The organism is Rhizobium lentis, from assembly GCF_017352135.1.
GTDB lineage: Bacteria > Pseudomonadota > Alphaproteobacteria > Rhizobiales > Rhizobiaceae > Rhizobium > Rhizobium lentis.
In genome coordinates, this window is the sequence record NZ_CP071454.1 from 535,489 (window position 1) to 558,279 (window position 22,791).

At 62.5% G+C, this 22,791-nt stretch carries 21 protein-coding genes; 12 read left to right on the forward strand and 9 right to left on the reverse strand.

Annotation, left to right across the window (positions count from 1 at the left end; genetic code table 11):
- Positions 1-11: 11 nt before the first annotated feature.
- Together J0663_RS02700 and petA are read right to left on the reverse strand one after the other, a co-directional pair.
- Entirely contained in the window at positions 12-1,292 is a 1,281-nt protein-coding gene (locus J0663_RS02700; protein ID WP_207242936.1) for a cytochrome b, read from the reverse strand.
- Positions 1,293-1,306: 14 nt separating this feature from the next.
- Positions 1,307-1,885 carry a ubiquinol-cytochrome c reductase iron-sulfur subunit gene (gene petA / locus J0663_RS02705; RefSeq protein WP_207242937.1) on the reverse strand — a complete coding sequence of 193 codons (579 nt, stop codon included), beginning with the start codon at positions 1,883-1,885 and terminating at the stop codon, positions 1,307-1,309.
- A 286-nt stretch (positions 1,886-2,171) separates the two neighbouring features.
- Between petA and J0663_RS02710 the strand changes: the two genes are divergently transcribed.
- Positions 2,172-3,104 carry an endonuclease/exonuclease/phosphatase family protein gene (locus J0663_RS02710; protein ID WP_207242938.1) on the forward strand — a complete coding sequence of 311 codons (933 nt, stop codon included), beginning with the start codon at positions 2,172-2,174 and terminating at the stop codon, positions 3,102-3,104.
- On the opposite strand, the gene J0663_RS02715 is transcribed toward J0663_RS02710, so the two are convergent.
- Positions 3,060-4,973 carry an ABC transporter ATP-binding protein gene (locus J0663_RS02715; protein ID WP_207242939.1) on the reverse strand — a complete coding sequence of 638 codons (1,914 nt, stop codon included), beginning with the start codon at positions 4,971-4,973 and terminating at the stop codon, positions 3,060-3,062. The two genes, J0663_RS02710 and J0663_RS02715, sit on opposite strands and share 45 nt — an antisense overlap.
- Before the next feature lie 161 nt (positions 4,974-5,134).
- Here J0663_RS02715 and J0663_RS02720 point away from each other — a divergent pair, with 161 nt between their 5' ends.
- Entirely contained in the window at positions 5,135-5,365 is a 231-nt protein-coding gene (locus tag J0663_RS02720; protein WP_207242940.1) for a CopG family transcriptional regulator, read from the forward strand.
- Between the two features lie 95 nt (positions 5,366-5,460).
- Here the strand turns inward: J0663_RS02720 and J0663_RS02725 are convergent, their stop codons facing one another.
- Positions 5,461-7,317 carry an ABC transporter ATP-binding protein gene (locus tag J0663_RS02725; RefSeq protein ID WP_207242941.1) on the reverse strand — a complete coding sequence of 619 codons (1,857 nt, stop codon included), beginning with the start codon at positions 7,315-7,317 and terminating at the stop codon, positions 5,461-5,463.
- Positions 7,318-7,701: 384 nt separating this feature from the next.
- Between J0663_RS02725 and J0663_RS02730 the strand changes: the two genes are divergently transcribed.
- Both J0663_RS02730 and J0663_RS02735 read left to right on the forward strand, forming a co-directional pair.
- The gene (locus J0663_RS02730) at positions 7,702-8,163 is read left to right on the forward strand and encodes a tRNA (cytidine(34)-2'-O)-methyltransferase (protein ID WP_207242942.1); all 462 of its coding nucleotides are present in this window, start codon (positions 7,702-7,704) and stop codon (positions 8,161-8,163) included.
- A gap of 305 nt (positions 8,164-8,468) precedes the next feature.
- A complete protein-coding gene (locus tag J0663_RS02735) occupies positions 8,469-10,115 on the forward strand; it encodes a Na/Pi cotransporter family protein (RefSeq protein WP_207242943.1) in 1,647 nt (548 codons plus the stop codon).
- Positions 10,116-10,118: 3 nt separating this feature from the next.
- Here the strand turns inward: J0663_RS02735 and J0663_RS02740 are convergent, their stop codons facing one another.
- Positions 10,119-10,379 carry a hypothetical protein gene (locus J0663_RS02740; protein WP_207242944.1) on the reverse strand — a complete coding sequence of 87 codons (261 nt, stop codon included), beginning with the start codon at positions 10,377-10,379 and terminating at the stop codon, positions 10,119-10,121.
- A gap of 168 nt (positions 10,380-10,547) precedes the next feature.
- Here J0663_RS02740 and hemF point away from each other — a divergent pair, with 168 nt between their 5' ends.
- From hemF to J0663_RS02755, 3 genes are all read left to right on the forward strand, one after another.
- Complete coding sequence (gene hemF / locus J0663_RS02745; protein ID WP_207242945.1) at positions 10,548-11,459, forward strand: oxygen-dependent coproporphyrinogen oxidase; 912 nt, start codon at positions 10,548-10,550, stop codon at positions 11,457-11,459.
- 102 nt (positions 11,460-11,561) lie between these two features.
- Positions 11,562-11,825 (forward strand): hypothetical protein, encoded by a 264-nt coding sequence (locus J0663_RS02750; RefSeq protein ID WP_207242946.1) that lies wholly within the window; start codon positions 11,562-11,564, stop codon positions 11,823-11,825.
- Between the two features lie 113 nt (positions 11,826-11,938).
- On the forward strand, positions 11,939-12,124 hold the full coding sequence (locus J0663_RS02755) for a DUF1059 domain-containing protein (protein WP_010029983.1): 186 nt from the start codon (positions 11,939-11,941) through the stop codon (positions 12,122-12,124).
- A gap of 71 nt (positions 12,125-12,195) precedes the next feature.
- Here the strand turns inward: J0663_RS02755 and J0663_RS02760 are convergent, their stop codons facing one another.
- Genes J0663_RS02760 through J0663_RS02770 form a run of 3 tightly spaced genes read right to left on the reverse strand, consistent with a single transcriptional unit; the run spans position 12,196 to position 14,716 of the window.
- The gene (locus tag J0663_RS02760) at positions 12,196-13,449 is read right to left on the reverse strand and encodes a CCA tRNA nucleotidyltransferase (protein ID WP_207242947.1); all 1,254 of its coding nucleotides are present in this window, start codon (positions 13,447-13,449) and stop codon (positions 12,196-12,198) included.
- On the reverse strand, positions 13,446-14,096 hold the full coding sequence (locus J0663_RS02765; RefSeq protein ID WP_207242948.1) for a CoA pyrophosphatase: 651 nt from the start codon (positions 14,094-14,096) through the stop codon (positions 13,446-13,448). The genes J0663_RS02760 and J0663_RS02765 overlap by 4 nt, the downstream gene beginning before the upstream one ends.
- Positions 14,093-14,716, reverse strand: coding sequence for a DUF1285 domain-containing protein (locus J0663_RS02770; protein ID WP_207242949.1), 624 nt, complete (start codon positions 14,714-14,716; stop codon positions 14,093-14,095). The genes J0663_RS02765 and J0663_RS02770 overlap by 4 nt, the downstream gene beginning before the upstream one ends.
- A 158-nt stretch (positions 14,717-14,874) precedes the next feature.
- Between J0663_RS02770 and J0663_RS02775 the strand changes: the two genes are divergently transcribed.
- Genes J0663_RS02775 through J0663_RS02795 form a run of 5 tightly spaced genes read left to right on the forward strand, consistent with a single transcriptional unit; the run spans position 14,875 to position 22,121 of the window.
- The gene (locus tag J0663_RS02775) at positions 14,875-15,885 is read left to right on the forward strand and encodes an AAA family ATPase (protein ID WP_207242950.1); all 1,011 of its coding nucleotides are present in this window, start codon (positions 14,875-14,877) and stop codon (positions 15,883-15,885) included.
- 13 nt (positions 15,886-15,898) lie between these two features.
- Complete coding sequence (locus J0663_RS02780; RefSeq protein ID WP_207242951.1) at positions 15,899-16,819, forward strand: DUF58 domain-containing protein; 921 nt, start codon at positions 15,899-15,901, stop codon at positions 16,817-16,819.
- On the forward strand, positions 16,816-19,629 hold the full coding sequence (locus J0663_RS02785; protein ID WP_207242952.1) for a DUF4159 domain-containing protein: 2,814 nt from the start codon (positions 16,816-16,818) through the stop codon (positions 19,627-19,629). Before J0663_RS02780 ends, J0663_RS02785 begins: the two co-directional genes overlap by 4 nt.
- A gap of 1 nt (position 19,630) precedes the next feature.
- On the forward strand, positions 19,631-21,700 hold the full coding sequence (locus J0663_RS02790) for a hypothetical protein (protein WP_207242953.1): 2,070 nt from the start codon (positions 19,631-19,633) through the stop codon (positions 21,698-21,700).
- A gap of 4 nt (positions 21,701-21,704) precedes the next feature.
- Positions 21,705-22,121: a GNAT family N-acetyltransferase gene (locus J0663_RS02795; protein WP_207242954.1), complete on the forward strand. Its 417-nt coding sequence runs from the start codon at positions 21,705-21,707 to the stop codon at positions 22,119-22,121.
- Here J0663_RS02795 and J0663_RS02800 read toward each other — a convergent pair.
- Positions 22,118-22,687: a GNAT family N-acetyltransferase gene (locus J0663_RS02800; RefSeq protein ID WP_207242955.1), complete on the reverse strand. Its 570-nt coding sequence runs from the start codon at positions 22,685-22,687 to the stop codon at positions 22,118-22,120. The two genes, J0663_RS02795 and J0663_RS02800, sit on opposite strands and share 4 nt — an antisense overlap.
- Positions 22,688-22,791: the final 104 nt, after the last annotated feature.

Sequence of the window (22,791 nt, forward strand, 5' to 3'; positions counted from 1 at the left end):
CCGTCGCGCGCTTACGCATTGGCCGCTGCGCTGGCGGCAGCTGTCTTGTTGCGCTTCTCGAGCACCGCTTCGGTGATCGAGTTCGGGATGCGGCGCGGCGTCTCGACGAGGCCGAGCACCGGCATGGCAACCAGGAAGAAGGCGAAGTAGAGGAGCGTGCAGATCTGCGAGATGATGACGAAACTCCCTTCCGCCGGCTGAGAGCCGAGCCAGCCGAGGATGATCGCGTTGATCACGAACAGCCAGAAGAACAGCTTGTACCAGGGACGGTAGACCGCAGAGCGGACCTTGGAGGTATCAAGCCAGGGCAGGAAGAACAGCACGATGATCGCGCCGAACATCACGAGCACGCCGCCGAGCTTGGAGTCGATCGGGCCGATGTTGAAGGTGATCGAACGCAGCATCGCGTAGAAGGGCAGGAAATACCATTCCGGGACGATGTGGGCCGGCGTCTTCAACGGGTCGGCCGGGATATAGTTGTCGGCATGGCCGAGGAAGTTCGGCATGTAGAAGACGAAATAGGCATAAACCAGTAGGAAGACCGATACGCCGAGCGCATCCTTCATCGTCGCATAAGGCGTGAAACGCACCGTGTCCGTCTTCGTCTTGACCTCGACGCCCGTCGGGTTCGTCTGGCCGGTGACGTGCAGCGCCCAGATGTGCAGGACGACGACGCCGGCGATCATGAAGGGCAGCAGGTAGTGCAGCGAGAAGAAGCGGTTCAGGGTCGGCTGTTCGACCGCAAAGCCGCCGAGCAGGAACTGCTGCAGCGATTCGCCGATCATCGGGAAAGCAGAGAAGAAGCCGGTGATGACGGTAGCGCCCCAGAAGGACATCTGGCCCCAGGGCAGAACATAGCCCATGAAGCCCGTCGCCATCATCAGGAGGTAGATGACGACGCCGAGGATCCAGAGGATCTCGCGCGGGGCTTTGTAGGAGCCGTAGTAGAGGCCGCGGGCGATATGCAGGTAGACGGCGACGAAGAAGAACGATGCGCCGTTAGCATGCAGGTAGCGAAGCAGCCAGCCGTGGTTGACGTCACGCATGATCTTTTCAACAGAGTTGAAGGCGATCGTCGTGTCGGCGGCGTAGTGCATGGCGAGCACGATGCCCGTCAGGATCTGCACAACCAGCATCACGGAGAGCATGGCGCCGAAGGTATAGGCATAGTTCAGGTTTCTAGGAACCGGATATGCCACGAAGCTGTCATAGACCATGCGCGGCAGCGGCAGGCGCGCATCGACCCATTTCTCGAAGCCGGTTGATGGTTCGTAGCTGGAATGGCCACTCATGAATCAGTCTCCCCTCAACCGATCTTGATTTTGGTATCGGACACAAATGAAAAGGTCGGGATCGCCAGGTTCTCAGGCGCAGGACCCTTCCGGATGCGGCCGGCCGTATCGTAGACCGAGCCATGGCAGGGACAGAACCAACCATTGTATTCGCCGGCCTGGCCGAGCGGGACGCAACCGAGATGGGTGCAGGTACCGATCATGACGATCCAGTTTTCCTTGCCTTCGCCGCCCGAGCGGTCGGCGCCCGTTGCCTGAGCGTCGGCAGGAAGGTTTGCATTGCGGGCCACCGGATCCTTGAGATCCGACACCGGGACATCGGCTGCGGCCTTTACTTCTTCCGGCGTGCGGTTGCGAATGAAGATCGGCTTGCCGCGCCACTTCACCGTCAAGGACATGCCGGGCTCAAGGCTTGCGACATCGACTTCGATGGAAGCCAGCGCCAGTGTCGACGCGTCCGGGCGCATCTGGTCGATAAACGGCCATGCGAACGCTGCGGCGCCGACGGCACCAGCCATACCAGTGGTGAGATAAAGGAAATCACGGCGAGTGGGCTCTGTCGAAGCCTCGCTTGTCGTTTCGTGTTCGCTCACGGCTTAACCATCCTCTGCGCAATTATCGCGGAATTCCGCCCTGCCCCCTCTGCTGACGAATCGATCTGGACACATTTCGGCCATAGATTCCCCGGCAATCCGGCGCGTTCTAAGCTTGATCGCAAATTATGTCCAGCCTTGACAAGGGCACGAGGGCACAATGTCGCGGGAAATTTCCGATGAATTTATTAGGGCAAACACGCCCCTGCAGTTATGTTGCATTGCAACAAAAAGGCCGCCGTGATAGGCGCAGTCGCAATCACGCCAGCGAGCCGGACCGGAGCGGATGAGAGACACGATTTTTTGCGTATTCAGCGTCCTCACGACTCTCGTCCTCGCCGTCGTCTCGCTGCGCTATGCCAAAGATTTCTATCTGCTTTCTTTCTTTTACAGCTTTCAGATTCATCTGGCCGCGGCCGCGGCCGTGGCGTCCGGCATAGCCCTCCTCGTCAAGCGGCATTGGTACGGACTGCTGACGCTCGGCGCATCGATGGTGCTCGTCGTCCACGGCATCGTGATGACGCGTGAATTCGTCGAGCCCGCGCTCGACGACGGCCGCCCCGCTCTCTTCAAGCTGATGTCCTTCAATATCGAGAACGACAATTTCGCAAACGGCACCGCGATCGCCGACATGGCGATCACCTCGGGCGCCGATGTCGTCAACATCCTGGAAGCCGAACCGTTACTGTCCGAACTGCCGCGGCTACTAGAGGTCTACCCCTACTACATCGGCTGCGGCGTCGGCATGGAGCAATGCGATACACTCGTCCTGTCGAAGCGCCCGCTGATCGAGCCCCGCATCCGCAACCTTGGGCTGCTCTGGCGCAACCGGCTGACGATCTCGACGATCGACTTCGACGGCCAGAAGGTCAATTTCCTCGCCGCGCACCTGACCAAACCCTATTATGACGAATTCCACGGCCTGGAAATCGGGGACCTCGCCGAGATCATCCCTTCTCTGCCGGGACCGCTCGTGCTTGCCGGTGATTTCAACACGTCGATTCTGGCGCCCGACATGCAGTATCTTATGCGCAGCCAGGGCTTGGGCACGGCATCGCTGGAACCGGCGACATGGCCGATCGCCGCCGGCCCGCTCGGCATTGCGATCGATCACGTCTTCAGCAAAGCGCCCTTGCGCCTGAAATCTGTCCGCCGCATCGAGAATAGCTTCGGATCAAACCATTTTGGCCTCATGGCGGAATTCGTCGTCGATCCTTGAGTCTGCATCCTCGTCGGCCGGGAGAAAACCGCCGGACTGACGCGCCCAAAGCCCGGCATAGAGGCCGCCGCGACGAAGCAGCTCATCGTGGCTTCCCTCCTCGATCATCCGGCCGAGGTCGACGACGATCAGCCGGTCGAGCGCGGCGATCGTCGACAGCCGGTGGGCGATCGCCAACACCGTCTTGCCCTCCATGATCCGATGAAGATTGGACTGGATCGCTTCCTCCACTTCCGAATCGAGCGCCGACGTCGCTTCGTCGAGAACGAGGATCGGTGCGTCCTTCAGCATGACCCGCGCAATGGCGATGCGCTGCCGCTGGCCGCCCGAGAGTTTGACACCGCGTTCGCCGACATGCGCGTCGAAACCTCTGCGGCCCTGCTGATCCTGCAGCCGGGCGATGAAGTCGATCGCTTCGGCGCGCCTGGCCGCCTCGATCAGCCGCCCCTCGTCGGCATCGGGCCGGCCGAACAGGATATTGTCGCGCACGGAACGATGCAGCAGCGAAGTATCCTGGCTGACGACGCCGATCTGCATCCGCAGCGATTCCTGGGTCGCTGCCGATATATCCTGACCGTCGACGAGAATGCGGCCCTCCTGAATGTCGTAGAGACGCAGCAGCAGGTTCATCAACGTTGATTTTCCGGCGCCCGAACGGCCGACGATCCCGACCTTCTCGCCTGGACGGATGGTCAGGGAGAAGTTCTCGACCACTGGCTCCTGATCCTTGCCGTAGCGGAAAGAAACATTGTCGAAGCGAATGCCGGGATGGCGGATCACCAGGCTCTTGGCGTCAGGCCGATCGACGAGTCCCAGAGGCTGGGAGATCAGTTCAGCAGCATTCTGGATGGTGCCGAGATTGCGCATGATGCCATTGAACTGCGTCATCAATCGGCCGAGCAGGAAATTCAGCCGGAGCACCAGCGCCAGCGAGAATGCCACCGCACCAGAACTGATGAGGCCGCGCAGCCAGAGATCGACGCTCAAGCCCGCCATCGTCACGATCATCAGGCCGGAGAGCAGCGCCATGGAGGCCCTCACACCGGTGATGAACCGGGTGAAGCGAAGCACCGTATCCTGATAGATATCGAAACCTTGGCGCATGTAGCGGTCGCTCTCCTCGTCGCGTGCGAACAGCTTCAGCGTCTGCATGTTGCTGTAGGCGTCGACCATCCGGCCGTTCAGCATCGATCCGGCCTCCGCCGTTTCGCGGGAATGATGACGGATCCGCGGGACGAAATGGCGGGCAAGCAGGCTGAAGGCGCCAAGCCAGAACAGCACGACGGCGGCGAGTGAAAGATCGAGCCGGGCGACGAGCACCAGCGTCGTTACGGCATAAATTCCGACGAACCAGACGCTTTCCATCAACGAAGTAACGAGATCGCCGGTTGCCTGGCCGGCCGACCAGACCTTGGTGACGATGCGCCCGGAAAAATCGCTCTGAAAGAACGACAATGATTGTCTTGAGACGTGGAGATAAGATTGCCAACGTGCTAGATTGTAGAAGCCCGGCGTGATCACCTGCTGATCGACGAGGGCAATCAGGAAGGCGACGACGAAACGCACGAGCCCGATCAGAGCGAGCATGCCGAACAGCTCGCCGCCATGGGCCGCGAGAAGGCCGCTCCAGCCGGCGCCGGGCGTAATGCTTGCGAGAATATCGACAAGGCGTCCGACAAACCAGAAGAGCGCGGCCTCGATGGCTGCCGACGTGCCGCCGAGAATAAGCATGGCGATGAACGGCATTTTCGCCTGGCCGATATAAAACCAGATGAAACCGAGCGTTGCGCGCGGCGGCTGCAAGTTGTCACGCGGGCGGAACGGATCGATCCAGGTTTCGAACAGGCGGAAGACAGGTCGCAGGAACATGGAAGCGATATAGGCGGATTGAGGGGAGCGGCAAAGGGAATGAAAACGGACGCAACCTAATATTTTGGTAATAAACGATAACATCGGCGGCATCGCCATTGATTGCCCCCGAACCCGTCACAATCTGACGATACGATCGCGCTTCACCGGAGACAACGTCCATGGAAACGAAAATGCTCGATACGCATATTCCGCTTCCGCTTGCAGACAGGTTGGATGCCTTGGCTCTCGACCTGGCGCTGCCGCGCGACGTAATCGTCACCGAGGCCATCACCGCCTGGCTCGACAGCGAGGAGCGTCGCCGCATCACCACACTGCGCACGCTCGCCGCCGCCAACACCATCGTCGTTGTCGCACACGACCGCGTGATCGACTGGGCCGACAGCCTCTGAACGGCACGCCCGCCACCGGTCTTCCGCAACCGTCTGGCGAGCCCAGATCGTCGTGGTGAAAAGGCCCTCCCCGCTTGCGCCGGGAGGGCCGATCATTATTCCGCGGCCTCTTCTGCCTCCTCGGCGTGATCGGAGAGGAAGCCGCCGGACTGGCGGTTCCAGAGGTCGGCATAGATGCCGCCGCTCTCGATCAGTTCGGCGTGCGAGCCGGCCTCGATGATCCGCCCCTTGTCGAGCACGATCAGCCGGTCCATCTCCGTCAGCGTCGAAAGCCGGTGGGCGATCGCGATCACCGTCTTGCCCTCCATCAGGGCGAAGAGGTTTTCCTGGATTGCCGCCTCGACTTCGGAATCGAGCGCCGAGGTCGCCTCGTCGAGCACCAGGATCGGCGCGTCCTTCAGGAAGACGCGGGCGATCGCGATGCGCTGCCGCTGGCCGCCGGAGAGCTTGACGCCACGTTCGCCGACCTGGGCGTCGAGCCCCCCGCGGCCCTGCATGTCGACGAGCCCCTCGATAAACTCCCAGGCATTGGCGCGCTTGGCGGCCTCGATCACCTCGGCATCGGTCGCCTCCGGCCGCCCGTAGGCGATGTTGTCGCGGATCGACCGGTGCAGCAGCGAAGTGTCCTGCGTCACCACGCCGATCAGCGAACGCAAGCTCTCTTGCGAGACGCCTGATATATCCTGCCCGTCGATGGTGATGCGGCCGGCCTCCAGGTCGTAGAAGCGCAGCAGCAGGTTCATCAGCGTCGTCTTGCCGGCGCCGGAGCGACCGACCAGCCCCACCTTCTCGCCTGCCTTGATGTCGAGCGACAGGTTGTCGATGACGCCTTTGCCTTTGCCGTAGTGGAAGCGGATGCGGTCGTAATGGATCGCCCCCTTCTTCGCCGTCATCGCGGGCGCCCCCGGCTTGTCGACGATATCGTGCTGCTTGCTCATCATCTCCATGCCGTCATAGACCGTGCCGATATTCTCGAACAGCGCCGAGACTTCCCACATGATCCATTGCGACATGCCGTTGACGCGCATGGCAAGGCCGATGGCGATGGCGATCGCGCCGACCGAAATCGCCCCGTTCAGCCAGAACCAGATCGACAGGCCCGAGACGACGAAGAGCGCGACGCAGTTGTTCAGGTAGACGCTGATATGGAAGAGCGTCACCTTGCGCATCTGCTTGTGCACGGTCTGCAGGAACTCATCCATGCCCTGCTTGGCGTAGATCTCCTCGCGCCCCGCATGGGAGAACAGCTTGACGGTTGCAATATTCGTATAGCTGTCGACCACGCGGCCGGTCATCATCGAGCGCGCATCCGCCTGCGTCGCCGCGATCTTGCGAAGCCGCGGCACGAAATAGGAGACGATGCTGACGTAGATGACGAGCCAGACGAGGATCGGGATCATCAGCCGCCAGTCAGCCGCCGCAATCACGATGATCATCGTCAGGAAATAACTGACGACATAGACGAAGACGTCGAGGATCTTCATCACCGTTTCGCGCACGGCAAGCGAGGTCTGCATCACCTTCGTTGCGACGCGCCCGGCAAACTCGTTGGCGAAGAACGACATGCTGTGGCGCAGCAGGAAGCGGTGCATCTGCCAGCGCGCCATCATCGGATAGTTGCCGAGCAGCATCTGGTGCATGATGAGGGAATCGAGCCCGGCCGCCAGCGGCAGGCCGACCAGCACCAGCGCCGCCATCCAGAATAGCTTGTGGCCTTCCGTCTCCAGGAAGGTGGCCCGGTCGGCCTTGGTCAGCCAGTCGACGATGTCGCCGAGAAACTGGAAGAGCGCCACTTCGCCGACTGCGATCGACGCTGTCAGCACGGCCATCAGAGCGAGCCAGGGCGCGGCCGGCTTGCTGTAATGCCAGCAGAAGGCAAAGAGACCTTTCGGCGGAGCCACCGGCTCCTCGCTCGGAAAGGGATTGAGTCGCTGTTCGAACCAGCCAAACATGAATTTGCTCCGAAACATCAGCGTTCCGGCTCCCGGCTTCGCGCCATCTGGACGCCATGCAAGCACATATGGGAGCCGAACGTTCAAGGGGCGAGGCTCAATCAGCCGCGCAATGGATCAAAAGGGAAGTTTTAGAAAGAAGCCCGCTCTAGCGGTGCCATGTCACCTTGATCGGCATCACGGCGGGAAAGCGCATAATGAGCAAAATATTCATGTGGCCCTCCCTGCTGGCGTTCGAAGACGTGCATGCATAACGCGAAAAACGCGAAATTTCCAGCCCTGAACTGGCGCGAACGGAATGTTTCTGGGCCACACCGCGCCCTGTTGCGCCGAAATCACAGTTGTATTAGGCCTGCCGCGTCGAAACGAACAAGCAGCGCTTGAATGACCAACCTCAGACTGGCACTCTACCAGCCGGATATAGCAGGCAATACCGGCACGATCCTGCGCCTTGCCGCTTGCCTCGGCTTCGCCGTCGACCTGATCGAGCCCGCCGGCTTCGACGTCTCCGACCGCAATCTGAAACGCGCCGGCATGGATTATATCGCGGCCGCCGCACTGACCCGCCATGTCAGCTGGGACCGTTTCGAGGCCTGGCGCGCCACGACCGGCCGCCGTCTCATCCTCGCCTCGACCAAGGCCGCCGATCGCTACACCGACTTTACCTTCCGCCCCGACGATGTGCTGCTTTTCGGGCGCGAAAGCGCCGGCGTACCGGACCAGGTGCATGAGAAAGCTGACGCCCGCATTCTCATCCCGATGGTCGAGGGCCAGCGCTCGATCAACGTCGCCGTCTCGGCCGCGATGATTGTTGGCGAGGCCATGCGCCAAACGCTTTGGACCTAGAGCACGCCGCGCGAAAGTGTGCAGCGGTTTTGCGATGACGACATGGGTAAATACGAGACCTGAAGCGCGAGGAACGGATCCAGAGAGACGCGCTTCGGACGACTTCGGTGCGAAATCGGACATAGGCGCGGATTCGCAAACAGCTACGCCCCGTGTCGGAAAAGGACATTGCCAAGTCCTCGAACTAGGCTATATTCTTTAGCCGAACAATAAGTTTTCTGACTGACCTCATTTAATTCCAATGACTTGGAAGGTCATGCCTGGAAGTTTCCCTCCTGAGATGAAAGAAGAACAATAACAACAAAATGGCCTCGACAATCATCATGATCAACCTGCTCGGTGCCGTGGCCCTGCTGCTGTTCGGCCTCGCGCAGGTGAAGGACGGCGTCTCTAGGGCTTTCGGTGCCCGGCTGCGAACGGGGTTGGCGACCGGCACGCGCGGCGGCCTTCGCTCATTCCTGTCAGGGTTGCTGGCGACCGTCGCACTGCAGAGCTCGACGGCAACGGCGCTGATGACCGCCTCCTTCGTCGAACGGGATCTGATCAAACCTCGCATGGCACAGATCGTCCTGCTCGGCGCCAATGTCGGCACGGCGATAACCGCATGGATCGTCGCCACCGGCATCGAATGGCTCTCCCCACTCCTGGTCCTCTCCGGCATCGTGCTTTACCGCGGCCGTTCCAGCACCCGCCAGGGCGGCGGCGCAGCGTTGATCGGGATCGGCCTGATGCTGTTGTCGCTGCATCTCCTCGGGCTTGCGACGGAGCCGATGCGCGCCTCCCCTGCTCTCGCCGCCTTCATCAGCCTGCTGGACGACGCTCTGCCCGTGGCGCTCCTCTTCTCGGCAGCCCTCGCCTTCGTCTCATCGTCGAGCCTGGCGGTTGTGGTCCTCATCTTGTCCCTCGCCTCAGCCGGCCTGATCTCTGCCGAGCTGGTCATCGTGCTCGTGCTCGGCGCCAATCTCGGCGGCGCGATACCGCCTGTCGTCGCCACCATGTCCGGCCCGGTCTCGGCGCGACGCGTCACGTTCGGCAACCTGGCCGTCCGTGCGCTCGGCTGCATCATCGCCTTGCCTCTCGCCGGCTACGGCGCGCAATTCATCCAGATGCTGCCCTTCGGACCGTCAAAGCTCCCGGTCGACGCGCATCTGCTCTTCAACCTTCTGCTCGCCGCCCTCGCCTGGCCATTCTCCAGGCCGCTCGCCGCCCTGATGGCCCGGCTGGTGCCGGACCAGCCCGAGCCCGACAACGGGCCGAAATATCTGGATGAGCATGAACTTTCGACGCCGGTCATTGCCCTGACCAGCGCCACTCGAGAAGTGCTCGGCATCGGAGACCTTATCGAGCGCATGCTGATCCGGGTTTCCGATGCTTTCGAACACAACGACGCATCCAAGCTTACCGAGATCCCCTCTCTCGAAGAGCGCGTCGACCGGCTGCAGCAGGCAGTGAAAGTCTATCTTTCGAAGCTCGGCCGCGAAGGCCTCAGCGACGAAAATGCCCGCCGCTCGATCGTCGTCATCGACTATGCCATCAATCTCGAACATATGGGCGATATCATCGAGAAGGGCCTGCTGGAGCAGGTATCGAAGAAAATTTCGCTCGGGCTCAAATTTTCCGATGACGGTCATCAGGAGTTGCGCAAACTGTTCGACCTGACGATCGACAATCTGCGCGTCGCCCAGACGATCTTCGTCACCCGCGATTTCAAGCTCGCGCGCCAGATGATGGAGGTGAAGGTCGAGGTGCGGCGCATGGAAAAGCAATCGGCCGAACACCATCTTGAACGCCTGCGCGACGGCCGGGCCGACAGCCTGCAGACGAGTTCGCTGCATCTCGACATGCTGCGCGACCTGAAGCGGATCAACGCCCATATCGTGTCGGTAGCGCATCCGATCATGGATGAAAGCGGTCTGCTGATCGAAAGCCGTGTAAGGACCGCTGCGGAGTGACGGTCAGTCGGCCGAAGGCAGGCGGCGCATGGTGAATTCGATCCGGTCGCCCTCGAGCTGGCGCCAGCTTTCCACCTCGGTCCAATAGGCTGCCTTCGGATATTCGTCGAACCATTCGCGCGCTTTGGCGCGTGCGTCGAGAAGACCGAGGCAATATGTCTCACGCACGAAATGGTCTTTCTTACGGGGAGGATTTTCCGCCCGGTGTCTCGCCATTCTGCGCTTCAGGCCGTCGAAGGACGGAGGTCCCGGTATTTTTGCCATTAAACCTACCTCTGCAGAGGAAAGGTAGTATCGAAATACTTGATTTGCGAGTCGAATCTTATGCCCCAAGCCCAGCTTGGCGAGATACCGCGCCGCCTGCTAGATGTGGCCGGCAACCAGGAATGAGCGAGTCGCCTCCGCAAAGGAAGCCGGCCGCGGAGGCGTGACATGGAAAGACCGGAACTGCCGATCGGCTTGCCTGACGATATCGAGGAGAAGAAGGAAGCCGCCCGCAAATGGTTCGAAGGGCTGCGCGATACGATCTGCGCCTCTTTCGAGGCGCTGGAGGATGAGCTGGAAGGCCCGCTTTCCGATCAGGAGCCCGGCCGCTTCGTCGCCAAGGATTGGTCGCGTGAAAACGGCGCCGGCGGCGGTGGCCGCATGTCGATGATGGAAGGCCGCGTCTTCGAGAAAGTCGGCGTCCATACCTCTACCGTCAATGGCGAATTCTCTCCGGAGTTCCGCACACAGATTCCCGGCGCCAAGGACGATCCGCGGTTCTGGGCCTCCGGCATTTCCCTGATCGCCCATCCCGTCAATCCCAACGTTCCCGCCGTGCATATGAATACCCGCATGGTGGTCACCACAAGCCGCTGGTTCGGCGGCGGGGCAGACCTGACGCCGGTGCTCGCGCGCCGTCGAACGCAGGAGGACGAGGACAGCCAGCTCTTCCACAAAGCCATGGAAATCGCCTGCCGCAACCATGCCGTCGCCGATTACGACGCCTACAAGGCCTGGTGTGACGACTATTTTTTCCTGAAGCACCGCAACGAGCCCCGTGGCATCGGCGGCATCTTCTACGACTGGCTGCATTCGAGCGAGGAAGCCGGCGGCTGGGACGCCGATTTCGCCTTCACGCGCGATGTCGGCCGGGCCTTCGCCATGGTCTATCCGAAGATCGTCCGCTCCAACTTCAACAAAGTGTGGACGGAAGCCGATCGTGACGAACAATTGATCCGCCGCGGCCGCTACGTCGAGTTCAACCTGCTGTATGATCGCGGCACCATCTTCGGCCTGAAGACCGGCGGCAACGTGGAATCCATTCTCTCCTCGTTGCCGCCTGTTGTGCGCTGGCCGTGAGACTGTAAAATCTCATCGATTATTCGAGCTGAGGGACCTTCATAAAAATTCAGTGAGTCCTAACTTTATATGTACGTGCGTAACAATCGGAGGAGGATTGTCATGACGACAGAAAGCGGCTCGCATGCGTCCACGGATGCCCAGGAAACATTCCGTGCCATCGACACACCCGAGTTCCTTGTCCGCATTGCCGAGAAACTGCGGGCCAAGAGTGGCTCCGATCTGCCGCTGTGCTGCTTCATCGAGCAGGTCAAGCTGCAGCTGGCCGGCGGAAAGTCGCCGGAGGATCTGCAGAACGACGCAGCCAACAGCAACACGCCCGGCCATCTCTCGGAAACCTACAAAGCCTGGGCAATGCCCGACTGAACCACCTTCTCCGGTCGCCACCTCCTGCCGGCCGGAACCTTCTCTTCGCACGTACATTTCATCAATCGCGTGAAAGCGCGATGGCCGTTGCGTTCCAGACAGAGGAGAAAACCATGCGACTGTTCGAATGCGGCACGCTCGTTCCCGGCTGCGCCTGGCACACCCGGGCGGATAATGACGCAGAAGTGGTTCGCCGCGCCGTCGAGCACCTGAAGACCGCTCACGGCGAAACGACCATACGCGAAAACATGGTTGACAACATCAAGGCCCGCATCCGCGACGAAGCCACCGCCGCCTGACGGCCGGTGAGCGAGTCCCGGCAACAACCATCGAAGCTGCGCCGCATCCACCCGATGCGGCGCGATGTCGGCTATTGCGCGCTTTCCTTCAGCCGGGCGAGCAGGGCCGTTCGGTCGGACGTAAAATTTTCTTCCACCCACTGGTTTTCCAGCACCGCAAGCAGTTCGCCGACTCGAGGGCCGGAGGCGACACCCGCCGCGAGCACGTCGCCGCCATTCAGAGGAAATTGCGGCTTCTTCCAGTTCATGGCCTGATCCAATAGCTTGCCGAGCCGCGCCGAGCGCGCCATTTCGTCAAGATCGCTCTCGGCCTTGGCACGCGCAAGGCTAAGCGCCAGCTTCAGCCGCGTCGTGATGCCGTCGGCGCCGTTGCGGTAGAGCAGCCGTTCGAAGGCGGCCGAGGAGATTTCGTCCTTGACCGGGGCCGCCAGCGCCCAGGCCTTCAGGGTGGCCGCTTCCGCATTCGAGAGCTTGAGCCGGGCCCCAAGCGCCTCCAGCCGCGCCGCATCGGGCGGCACGATCGCGGCGAGGCGCAGCAGCGGATCCGGCGCCCAGCCGAGTGCCCTCTCGGTGGCAACCAGCGAAGGGATCGCATCAATCCCCCATCGTTCCGATTCCGGCAGGATTTCCGTCAACACGGCCACCTGCCGCATCCAGAGGAGCGCCCGGCCGGGATCGGCAGCAGCGAGCAGTTTTCTGAGCTCCGACCAGACACGTTCCGCCGACAGCGTTTTCAGTTTCGAACGCGCCGCCGCACAGGCCTTCAGCCCCTCGGCATCCGGCCGTCCGGAACCGTAATAGGCAAAGAAGCGGAAGAAGCGCAGGATGCGCAGATGGTCCTCTTCGATACGTCTTGCCGCATCGCCGATGAAGCGGATGTTGCGCGTCTCGATATCGGCAAGCCCGCCGACGAGATCGACCACCTCGCCATCGGCATCGGCATAGAGCGCATTAATCGTCAGGTCCCGCCGTTCGGCATCTGCCTTCCAGTCGGTGCTGAAGGCGACCTTGGCACGACGTCCGTCGGTCTCGACATCGGTGCGCAGCGTCGTCACTTCGAAGGGCTTGCCGTCGATGACGAGCGTCACCGTGCCGTGCTGCAGACCTGTCGGCACCGCCTTGATGCCGGCCGCCGCCGCCCGCTCCATCACGATTTCGGGCCTCAGCGTCGTGGCGATGTCGATATCGCTGACCGGCAGACCCATCAGGCTGTTGCGCACGGCGCCACCGACCACCCGTCCTTCGCCGTCATCGGCATTGAGCAGCGCAAGGACCCGAGCGAGCGCCGGATCGCGGAACCATGCTTGGTCGGCAATGCCGGTCATGCATAAAGCCTTTCATAGAGCGTGCGAACGATGCCGGCGGTGATGCCCCAGATCATTCTGGTTTGATAGGGCATCCGGTAAAAATGCCGGTCGATGCCGTCGATGACGCGCTTGTCGCGGCTATGATTGGCCGGGTTCATCAGGAAGGAAAGCGGCACCTCGAACACGTCGTCCACCTCGGCCGGGTTCAGCGTCAGCGCAAAACCCCGCGTGACGACGCCAAGCACCGGCGTAATGCGGAACCCGGTCGAGGCGAGGTAGTCCGGCAGCCGCCCGACCGTCTCGACGAAGGAACCGGGCAGGCCGATCTCCTCCTCCGTCTCGCGGATCGCCGCCATTTCGGGCGAGATATCGGCCGGATCGATCGAGCCGCCGGGAAAGGCGATCTGGCCGGAATGTTTGCGCAGGGTCGTCGTGCGCTTGGTGAAGATTACACGCGCTTCCTCGCCGTCGTCGACGACCGGCACGAGCACAGCGGCATCGCGCAGCTTGAAGGTCTCGACCTCAGCCACGATGTCCGGGTTGAGGAGATGATCGCCATGATCGCGCCAAGCATGGTCCACCGGGCCGCCATTCTGGCTGAGCGCGCGGCGGCGGAATTCAGCTGCTGAGAACAGCGGATAACGTTGGGTGATCGCATCGTTCATCGGGAAAGCGCATCCAGTTCGTCGGCCGGCATGACCGGGAAGACCGCGCCGGCGGAGCGGATCGCAAACATCGCCTGCCCCTCCACCTCGAGCGTCTCGCCAAGCGCGGTCAGTTCATACATCACCGCACGCGACACCAGCGCCTCCAGCCGCCCGCGCACATGCAGATAGGGTTTCAGTTCGGCATTGCCGCCCGCAATGGCAAAGCGCAGCAGATGCTCTGCTCCCGCCTCGACGACATCGCCGACATTGGTGCGGAAGGTCAGCACCTGCTGGCCCTCCCGCTCGCTCACGTTCATCTCGACGGCGATGAACGGCGCGTCGACGACCCTTATCCCGACCTTTTCCACAGGAGTTACCAGATAGGTCTTCTGATCGTCGTCCTTTCGCAGAATGGTCGAAAACAGCCTTACAAGCGCCGGCCGGCCGATCGGCGTGCCCATGTAGAACCACGTACCGTCGGCCCGGATTTCCATGTCGATATCGCCGCAGAAAGGCGGATTCCACCGATCGACCGGCGGTAATCCACGTTTTTTACCGCTGTTTTCCTCGGACGCGCGCGAAATCAGCGCGGCAAGCCCCGCCGCATCCGCCTGTCCGCTGATTTCCTCGGCTGCCATTCTTCCGTCCCGGTTTGTCCTTAACGAAGTGAAGTCACGAGATAGTCATTCGTAACGAACTTGTCAGCCCGTCGCATCTCCATAACTCTATCGAGTATGAGGCAGATGTATACGTCCGCCGATTCGCTGCCGAATGATTTCAGCCGTTGGAGATGCCCGTGGGTATGATGAAGACCGAAGCCAGCCTCGATGAAAAGGCGATCGTCGCCGCCGCCGAAAAGGCGCTCTCCGACATCGCCGCCATCCGCGGGGAAGTCTCGAAAGTGATCTTCGGTCAGGAAAGCGTCGTCGAGAACACCATCCTCGCTGTGCTGTCAGGCGGTCATGCCCTGCTCGTCGGCGTCCCCGGCCTTGCCAAGACCAGACTGGTGACGACGCTCGGCGAAGTGCTCGGCCTTGCCGCCAACCGTATCCAGTTCACGCCCGATCTGATGCCGTCTGATATTCTGGGCTCCGAGGTGATGGATCAGGACGACAGCGGCCGCCGTTCCTTCCGTTTCGTCAAAGGCCCGGTCTTTGCCCAGCTCTTGATGGCTGACGAAATCAACCGCGCCTCGCCGCGCACCCAGTCGGCGCTTCTGCAGGCGATGCAGGAATACCACATCACCATCGCCGGTCAGCGCTATGACCTGCCGGCGCCCTTCCATGTGCTCGCCACCCAGAATCCGCTGGAGCAGGAAGGCACCTATCCTCTGCCCGAGGCTCAGCTTGACCGCTTCCTGCTGCAGGTCGACGTCAACTATCCCGACCTTGCCGCCGAGCGCCAGATCCTGCTCGAGACGACGGGCCTCGGCGACACCCGGCCGGAAGCCATCATCGATGCGCAACGGCTGATCGAGATCCAGACCCTGGTGCGTCAGATGCCGGTGAGCGACACGGTCGTCGACGCCATTCTGGCTCTGGTCCGTTCCGCCCGCCCCGGTCAGGGCAATGCCTCGACCGACAAGAACGTCGCCTGGGGCCCAGGCCCTCGCGCCGGCCAGGCGATGATGCTCTGCGCGCGTGCGCGTGCCCTCTACGAAGGCCGTCTGGCGCCATCGCTGGACGACATCTTCGCGCTTGCCGAACCTATTCTCCAGCACCGTATGGCGCTGACTTTCGCCGCCCGCGCCGAAGGCATGTCAGTGCGCGACGTCATCGCCGGACTGGTCAGGCAGGCAAAGGGATAAGGAAGCCGGACGCGTGGCATCTATCGGACAGATCGTCAATCCGACTCCAGGCAGCGATGCCCTTTCCCGCGCCAGGCAGCGGGCCGCCCTCCTGCCGGACTGCCTGGTGGAAGCCAAGCGCATCGCCAACACCGTGATCGCCGGCTGGCACGGCCGCCGCAAGCGCGGTATCGGCGAGAATTTCTGGCAGTTCCGGCCCTATGCCGAGGGCGAAAGCTTGTCGCGTATCGATTGGCGCCGCTCCGCCCGCGACGACCATACCTATGTACGCGAGCGCGAATGGGAGGCAGCTCACACAATCTGGCTCTGGTGCGACATGTCGCCTTCGATGATGTACAAATCGAGCTACGGGAGCGTCTCGAAGGAAAGCCGGGCGCTGGTCGTCATGCTGGCGCTTGCTGAAATCCTCGCCCGCTCCGGCGAACGCATCGGCTGCCCCGGCATCATGGAACCCGCCTCCAGCCGCAATGCCGCCGAACGCCTCGCATCCGCGCTGATGCACACGCCGCTGACCGGCGGCCTGCCGGAAACGGGTATGATCCGCGGCTGGAGCGACCTCGTGCTCATTGGCGATTTCCTTGACGACGCGCCGGCGATCATGGAGCGGCTCGGCCCGCTCGCCCGCCGCGGCCTGCGCGGCCATGTGGTCGAGATATCAGATCCCGCCGAAGAGATATTCCCCTATAGCGGCCGCACCGAATTCACCGATCCGGAGACCGGGACCAAGCTCATCTCCGGCCGCGCCGAACACATCCGCGAAGCCTATCGCAACGCCTACCTCGCCCGCAGGGAAAGTCTCGGTCACTCGCTGCGCCACCTCGGCTGGACCTTCACGACCCACCGCACCGATCATCTTGCCTCGCAGGCGCTGGTCGCGGTCCACATGTACCTCTCCGGCATGCCGGCCAAGGCAACGCATGGAGGGCAGCTATGAACGCCCTTCCCTTCGCCTTCGCCTTTCCTGCCATTCTCGGCGCCCTCATCGCCTTGCCGGTCATCTGGTGGCTGCTGCGGCTGACGCCGCCACGTCCGAAGGCGGAGTTCTTTCCGCCGCTGAAGATCCTGGCGTCGGTGCTGAAGCGTGAGGAAACGCCGGCACAAAGCCCCTGGTGGCTGACGCTGCTACGCATGCTGCTCGCCGCCGTCATCATCTTTGCGATTGCCGATCCGGTCTTCAATCCGCGCACCAGTTCGCTCGCATCCGGCGGCCCGCTCGTCCTCTTCGTCGACAACAGCTGGGCGGCGGCACCCGATTGGGAGCGCCGTGTCCAGACCGCCGACGCGCTGATAGACGATGCCGAGTCAGCCGGCACGCCTGTAGCGATCGCCTTCACCGCCGATCCGACCAACGATGCCGTACCTGGGACTGCCGCGAGCGCCCGCGACAAGCTGCGCGCCGCCGAGCCGCGGCCGCTGGTGCCGGACCGCGGCCGTGCCCTGCAGGCGCTGCGCGCCGCGCTGAACGGCGTCAAACCCGGCACCCTCGCCTTCCTGACCGACGGCGCCGCCGCCAGCGCCGCCGACGACACGGTGCGCAAGCTCGCAGAACTCCAGCCCGCCGATCTCCGCCTGATCGAGGGCGATGCCGGGCGGACGGTCGCAATCACCGCCGCCAACAATGCGGCAGATGCCATGACGGTCAAGGTGACGCGGCTCGACCCTTCGCGTACAGCGTCCGTGGGCCTCAACGCCGTCGACGCCCAAGGCCGCTCGATCGCCAATGGCAGGGCGGATTTCCGACCCGGCCAAAGCGTCGCGACGAGTTCGATCACCGCTCCCTTCGAAATGCGCAATGACTTCGCACGCATCAGCGTCGACAACGGCGCGACGGCAGGCGCAGTCCATCTGCTCGACGACGCCTTCAAGCGCCGCCGCGTCGTCTTGCTGTCCGGTGGAGGAGGCGATGCATTCCAGCCGCTGCTCTCGCCGCTCTATTATATCCAGCGGGCGCTGCAACCCTATGCCGATCTGATCCAGCCGACCGATTCCGATCTTTCGGTCGCGATACCGAAACTTCTCGCCAACAACCCCTCTATCATCATCATGGCCGATATAGGCCGGCTGCCCGAGGAGACTTACCAGCCCCTGACGCGCTGGATATCGAATGGCGGCATGCTCCTGCGTTTCGCTGGCCCGCGCATGGCGGCGGCGCCTGCCGACGATCCGCTCATTCCCGTCATCCTGCGCCAGGGCGAACGGGCGCTGGGCGGGACCTTGTCCTGGAGCGAGCCACAATCGCTTGCAGAATTTCCGAGCATCGGACCGTTCGCGGGCATCCCGCGTCCCGCTGATGTCGTCGTCAAACGGCAGGTGCTCGCCGAGCCGACGCCCGACCTTGCCGAACGCACCTGGGCAAGCCTCGCCGACGGCACGCCGCTGGTCACGACGAAGCAGCTCGCATCCGGCCAGATCGTTCTCTTTCACGTCACCGCGGAAGCAACCTGGTCCGATCTGCCGATCTCAGGCACTTTCGTCGATATGCTGCGTCACCTCCTGCAGATCTCGCGCTCGGGTGGAGTGACATCGGAAACCCGTGGCAATGCGCGCGTCTCCGAAACCCTGCCGCCGTTCCGCATGCTGACGGCCAAGGGGGCGCTCGTCTCCGAGACCGGTTCTGCGCGGCCGCTCATTCCGAAAGCCGGAGCCGAACCGACCGCGAATTTCGACAACCCGCCCGGACTCTACGGTTCCGAGGACGGTTTCACCTCACTGAACGTGCTGCCGGAGGAGGCCGAATTGAAGCCGCTCGATGCGACGGGGACGAATGCCGTGCGTGAAGGCCTGATCGGCGGCGAAAGCTGGTCGGCAAAACCCGCGCTGTTTTTCGTAGCCTTTCTGCTGCTGCTGGCGGATAGCCTGATCGTGCTTTTCATGAATGGCGCCTTCTCGCGATTGCGGCCGGCCGGCCGTACGGCGGCATTGATCGCGATCGCCGTCGCGGCAGGCTTTCTCGCGCAGCCCGGCACGCTTCACGCCGACGACTCCCAGCCTGGCGATGATCTTATCCTGCAGCGTCTCGACAATACCCACCTCGCCTATGTCGTCACCGGCGAGCAGGACGTCGACAATATATCCGAGCGCGGTCTCGAGGGCCTGACGCAGTTCCTGACCTTCCGCACGACGCTGGAACCGGCGCCGCCCGTGGGTCTCGATCTCACCAAGGACGAGCTCGCCTTCTATCCGATCATCTACTGGCCGATATCGGCAACGGCGCCGATGCCGTCGTCGGCGGCGATCAGCCGCATCGACGCCTATATGCGCAATGGCGGCACGGTGCTTTTCGACACGCGTGATCAGATCAGCGCCTTGGACAATGGCGGCAATGTCAGTACCAACGGCCAGAGGCTGCAGCAAATCCTCGCCAATCTCGACATTCCGCCGCTCGAGCCGGTGCCTTCAGACCACGTGTTGACGAAATCCTTCTATCTTCTGTCGAGCTTTCCGGGTCGTTACGCCGGCAGCGCCCTTTGGATCGAGGCCCGCCAGGGCGGTCGCGAGCCAAGCGAAAAATCGGCGGCGACAGCCGACGGCGTTTCGCCGATCCTCATCACCGGCAACGATTTCGCCGGCGCCTGGGCCGTCGATGCCAATGGTGTGCCGATGCTGCCGACCGTGCCCTCGGACGAAGCGCAGCGTGAATATGCCTACCGTGCCGGCGTCAACATCATGATGTACATGCTGACCGGCAACTACAAGACCGACCAGGTTCATGTTCCCGACCTACTGGAACGGTTAGGACAGTGAGATGACCTTCGACTTTTCGCCCTTCCTGCCCTGGCCGCTCCTGGCTGCACTGGCGGCCGTCAGCGCCGTTATCGCCGCCTTCGCGATCTGGCGGGGCATTCGCGGCGCCTGGATCAGGACGCTGGCTGCAGCCGCCCTGCTAATGGCCCTCGCCAATCCGGTGCTGCTGCAGGAGGACCGGGACCAGCTGTCGACCATAGTCCCCGTTCTCGTCGATCGAAGCCAGAGCCAACAGACGGCCGATCGCGTCAAGATGACCGACGACGCCCTTGCGGCCTTGAAGGGGCAGCTCGCCCGCTTTCCGCAGATAGAGCCCCGCTTCATCGATGTCGAAGGCGACGTCAATTCCGACGTGCCTGCCACCCGGCTGTTCGATGCGCTGTCGGCCAACATCGCCGATGTCCCGCCCGCCCGCATCGGCGGCGCCATCATGCTGACCGATGGTGAGGTCCATGACGTTCCTGCAGCCAATCAGGCCCTTGCTTTCGACGCGCCGATCCACGGCCTCGTGACAGGCAAGGCCAATGAATTCGATCGCCGCATCGAAGTCATCAAGGGGCCGCGTTTCGGCATTGTCAACGAGGAGCAACAGGTCGTCCTGCGCGTTTTCGACGATGGTCCGAGCCCCGGCGGAACAGCCGATGTCACGGTGAAGCTGAACGGTGACGAGATCGCCACCCTGCAGGCAACGCCCGGTCAGGACACGCCTTTCTCCTTCAAGGTGCCGGGTGGCGGCAGCAATGTGCTCGAATTCTCGGTCGCCGCCCTCCCCGGCGAAGTCACCACCGCCAACAACCGCGCCGTCCACGTCATTGACGGTATCCGTCAGAATCTCCGCGTTCTGCTGGTCTCCGGCGAGCCGCATGCCGGCGAGCGCGCCTGGCGGAACCTCCTGAAATCCGACGCCTCGGTCGATCTCGTCCATTTTACAATCCTGCGTCCTCCGGAAAAGCAGGACGGGACGCCGATCAACGAACTGTCGCTGATCGCATTCCCGACGCGCGAACTCTTCGTCGACAAGATCAAGGATTTCGACCTGATCATCTTCGACCGCTATCAGCACCGCGGCGTGCTGCCGCTGCTGTACTACGATTACATCTCGCAATATGTCGAAAACGGCGGCGCGCTGCTGATTGCCGCCGGTCCCGAGCATGCCGGCCCCGATTCCATTGCGCTGACGCCGTTGTCCACGGTACTGCCTGCAACGCCCACCGGAGAGATGATCGAGAAAGCCTTCTATCCCCGCCTCTCCGAGGAAGGCCGCAAACACCCCGTTACGCGCGGCCTTGATGGTTCGGGCGAGGACCCGCCGCATTGGGGCCGCTGGTTCCGCAGTGTCGATGTCGACCGACCACAAGGCGAGACGATCATGCTCGGCTCCGACAATCACCCGCTGCTGGTGCTGAACCGCGCCGGCCAGGGCCGCGTCGCCATGCTGCTTTCCGACCAGGGCTGGCTCTGGGCGCGCGGCTTCGAAGGCGGCGGTCCGAATGTGTCGCTCTATCGCCGCATCGCCCATTGGCTGATGAAGGAGCCGGCGCTCGAGGAAGAAGCCCTGACCGCCCGCGCCTCCGGCCGGACCCTCGAGGTCACGCGCCAGACGATCGGCGACAATCCCGGCAACGCAACCGTGCATTACCCCTCCGGCAAGACCGAGACCTTGCCGCTGACCGAATCCGAACCCGGGCTCTACAAGGCCGAGAAGCGGATGGACGAAATTGGCCTCTTTGAAATCCGCAACGGCAAGCTGTCGACACTTGTCCATATCGGCGCGGTCGACGCGCCGGAATTCAAGGCAATGATCTCGACGACCGATATGTTGAAGCCGGTTGCCGACAGGAGCAAAGGTCTCGTGACCCGTGTCTCCAACGCAAATGGCGCGATCAGCGTGCCGCCGATCCTGCCGGTGCGCGGCCAGGTCCGCGTCTCCGACAATGATCGCATGATGATCCGCATGACCAGCGAAACGGTCTTGAAGGGCATCAATACGCTGCCGCTCTTTGCCGGGTTTGCCGGTGTCGGCATCCTGCTCTTCGCCTTCGGCGCCATGTGGTGGCGCGAGGGACGATAACTGCATGCCGGAATTCGAGCTTACTGCCTCGCCTTCGCCGGAGGAACTCGCGGCGATCACCGACGCGCTCGCGGCCTTCAACACCGGCGATGTCGGCCCCTCGGATCGCCGGTCGCTCGCCGTCCTCATCCGCGACACCGACGGTCAGGTGACCGGCGGCCTCTCGGGCTTTACTGCCTGGGGCTGGCTCTTCATCCAGATGCGCTATCTTCCCGAGGCGCTACGCGGCACGGGTGTGTCAGGCAAGATCCTGGCAAAGGCGGAGGAAGAAGCCAGGGCCCGAGGTTGCCGTGGCGCCTGGATTGATACGTTCAGCCCACAAGCCCTCCACGCCTATCGGCGGCAGGGTTACGAAGTCTTCGGTGAACTCGAGGATTTCCCGCAAGGCCGCATTCGCAGCTTCCTACGGAAAAGTCTCTAATAGATATCGCGCCATGCAATCGTGCCCTTCAGCCGCTCGTGCACGCCGGCAGCGATGGGAACGACGAGTACGCGGCCGGGATCGACCGGACCTGGAAAGGAAAGCGCGTTGTAGGCGACCTTTTCGAAGCCGAGCGGACCGTAATAGGGCGGATCGCCGACAAGGATGACGGCTTCCGAGCCTTTGCGCCGCGCAGCTTCCACCGCGATCCGCACCAGTTCCCGGCCGATGCCGATGTTTTTATGCGAGGGGCGGACGGCAAGCGGACCGAGAAGATGCCCCTTCACAGCCCCGGCCAGCACCGGCGTCATACGCACGGAGGCGATGGTCTCGCCGTCGTCAGCGCAGATGAAGGAGAGCGACAGGTCATGCGGCCCCTGCTCACGGATGCGTGCAGCCGCCCGCGCGAAGCGGCCCGGACCGAAGGCTTCTTCGTTGATGTGTTCAATGGCGGCGTCATGAGACGCGTCTTCAGTGAGGTAGACGAGATCGTGCTTGTACATGATGACAGAAACCGGATGGACAGATTGATGGGTCTCGAACACGCCCTGGGCGTTCGGGAGCATCAGCGTCGTCGCGGGTTTCTGGAAATGAACATCAAGCAGGCGTCTCTCAAATCGTGAAGAGGCCGATAGCAGGAAAAATTTCCGCCGTCCAACGCAAAATGCAG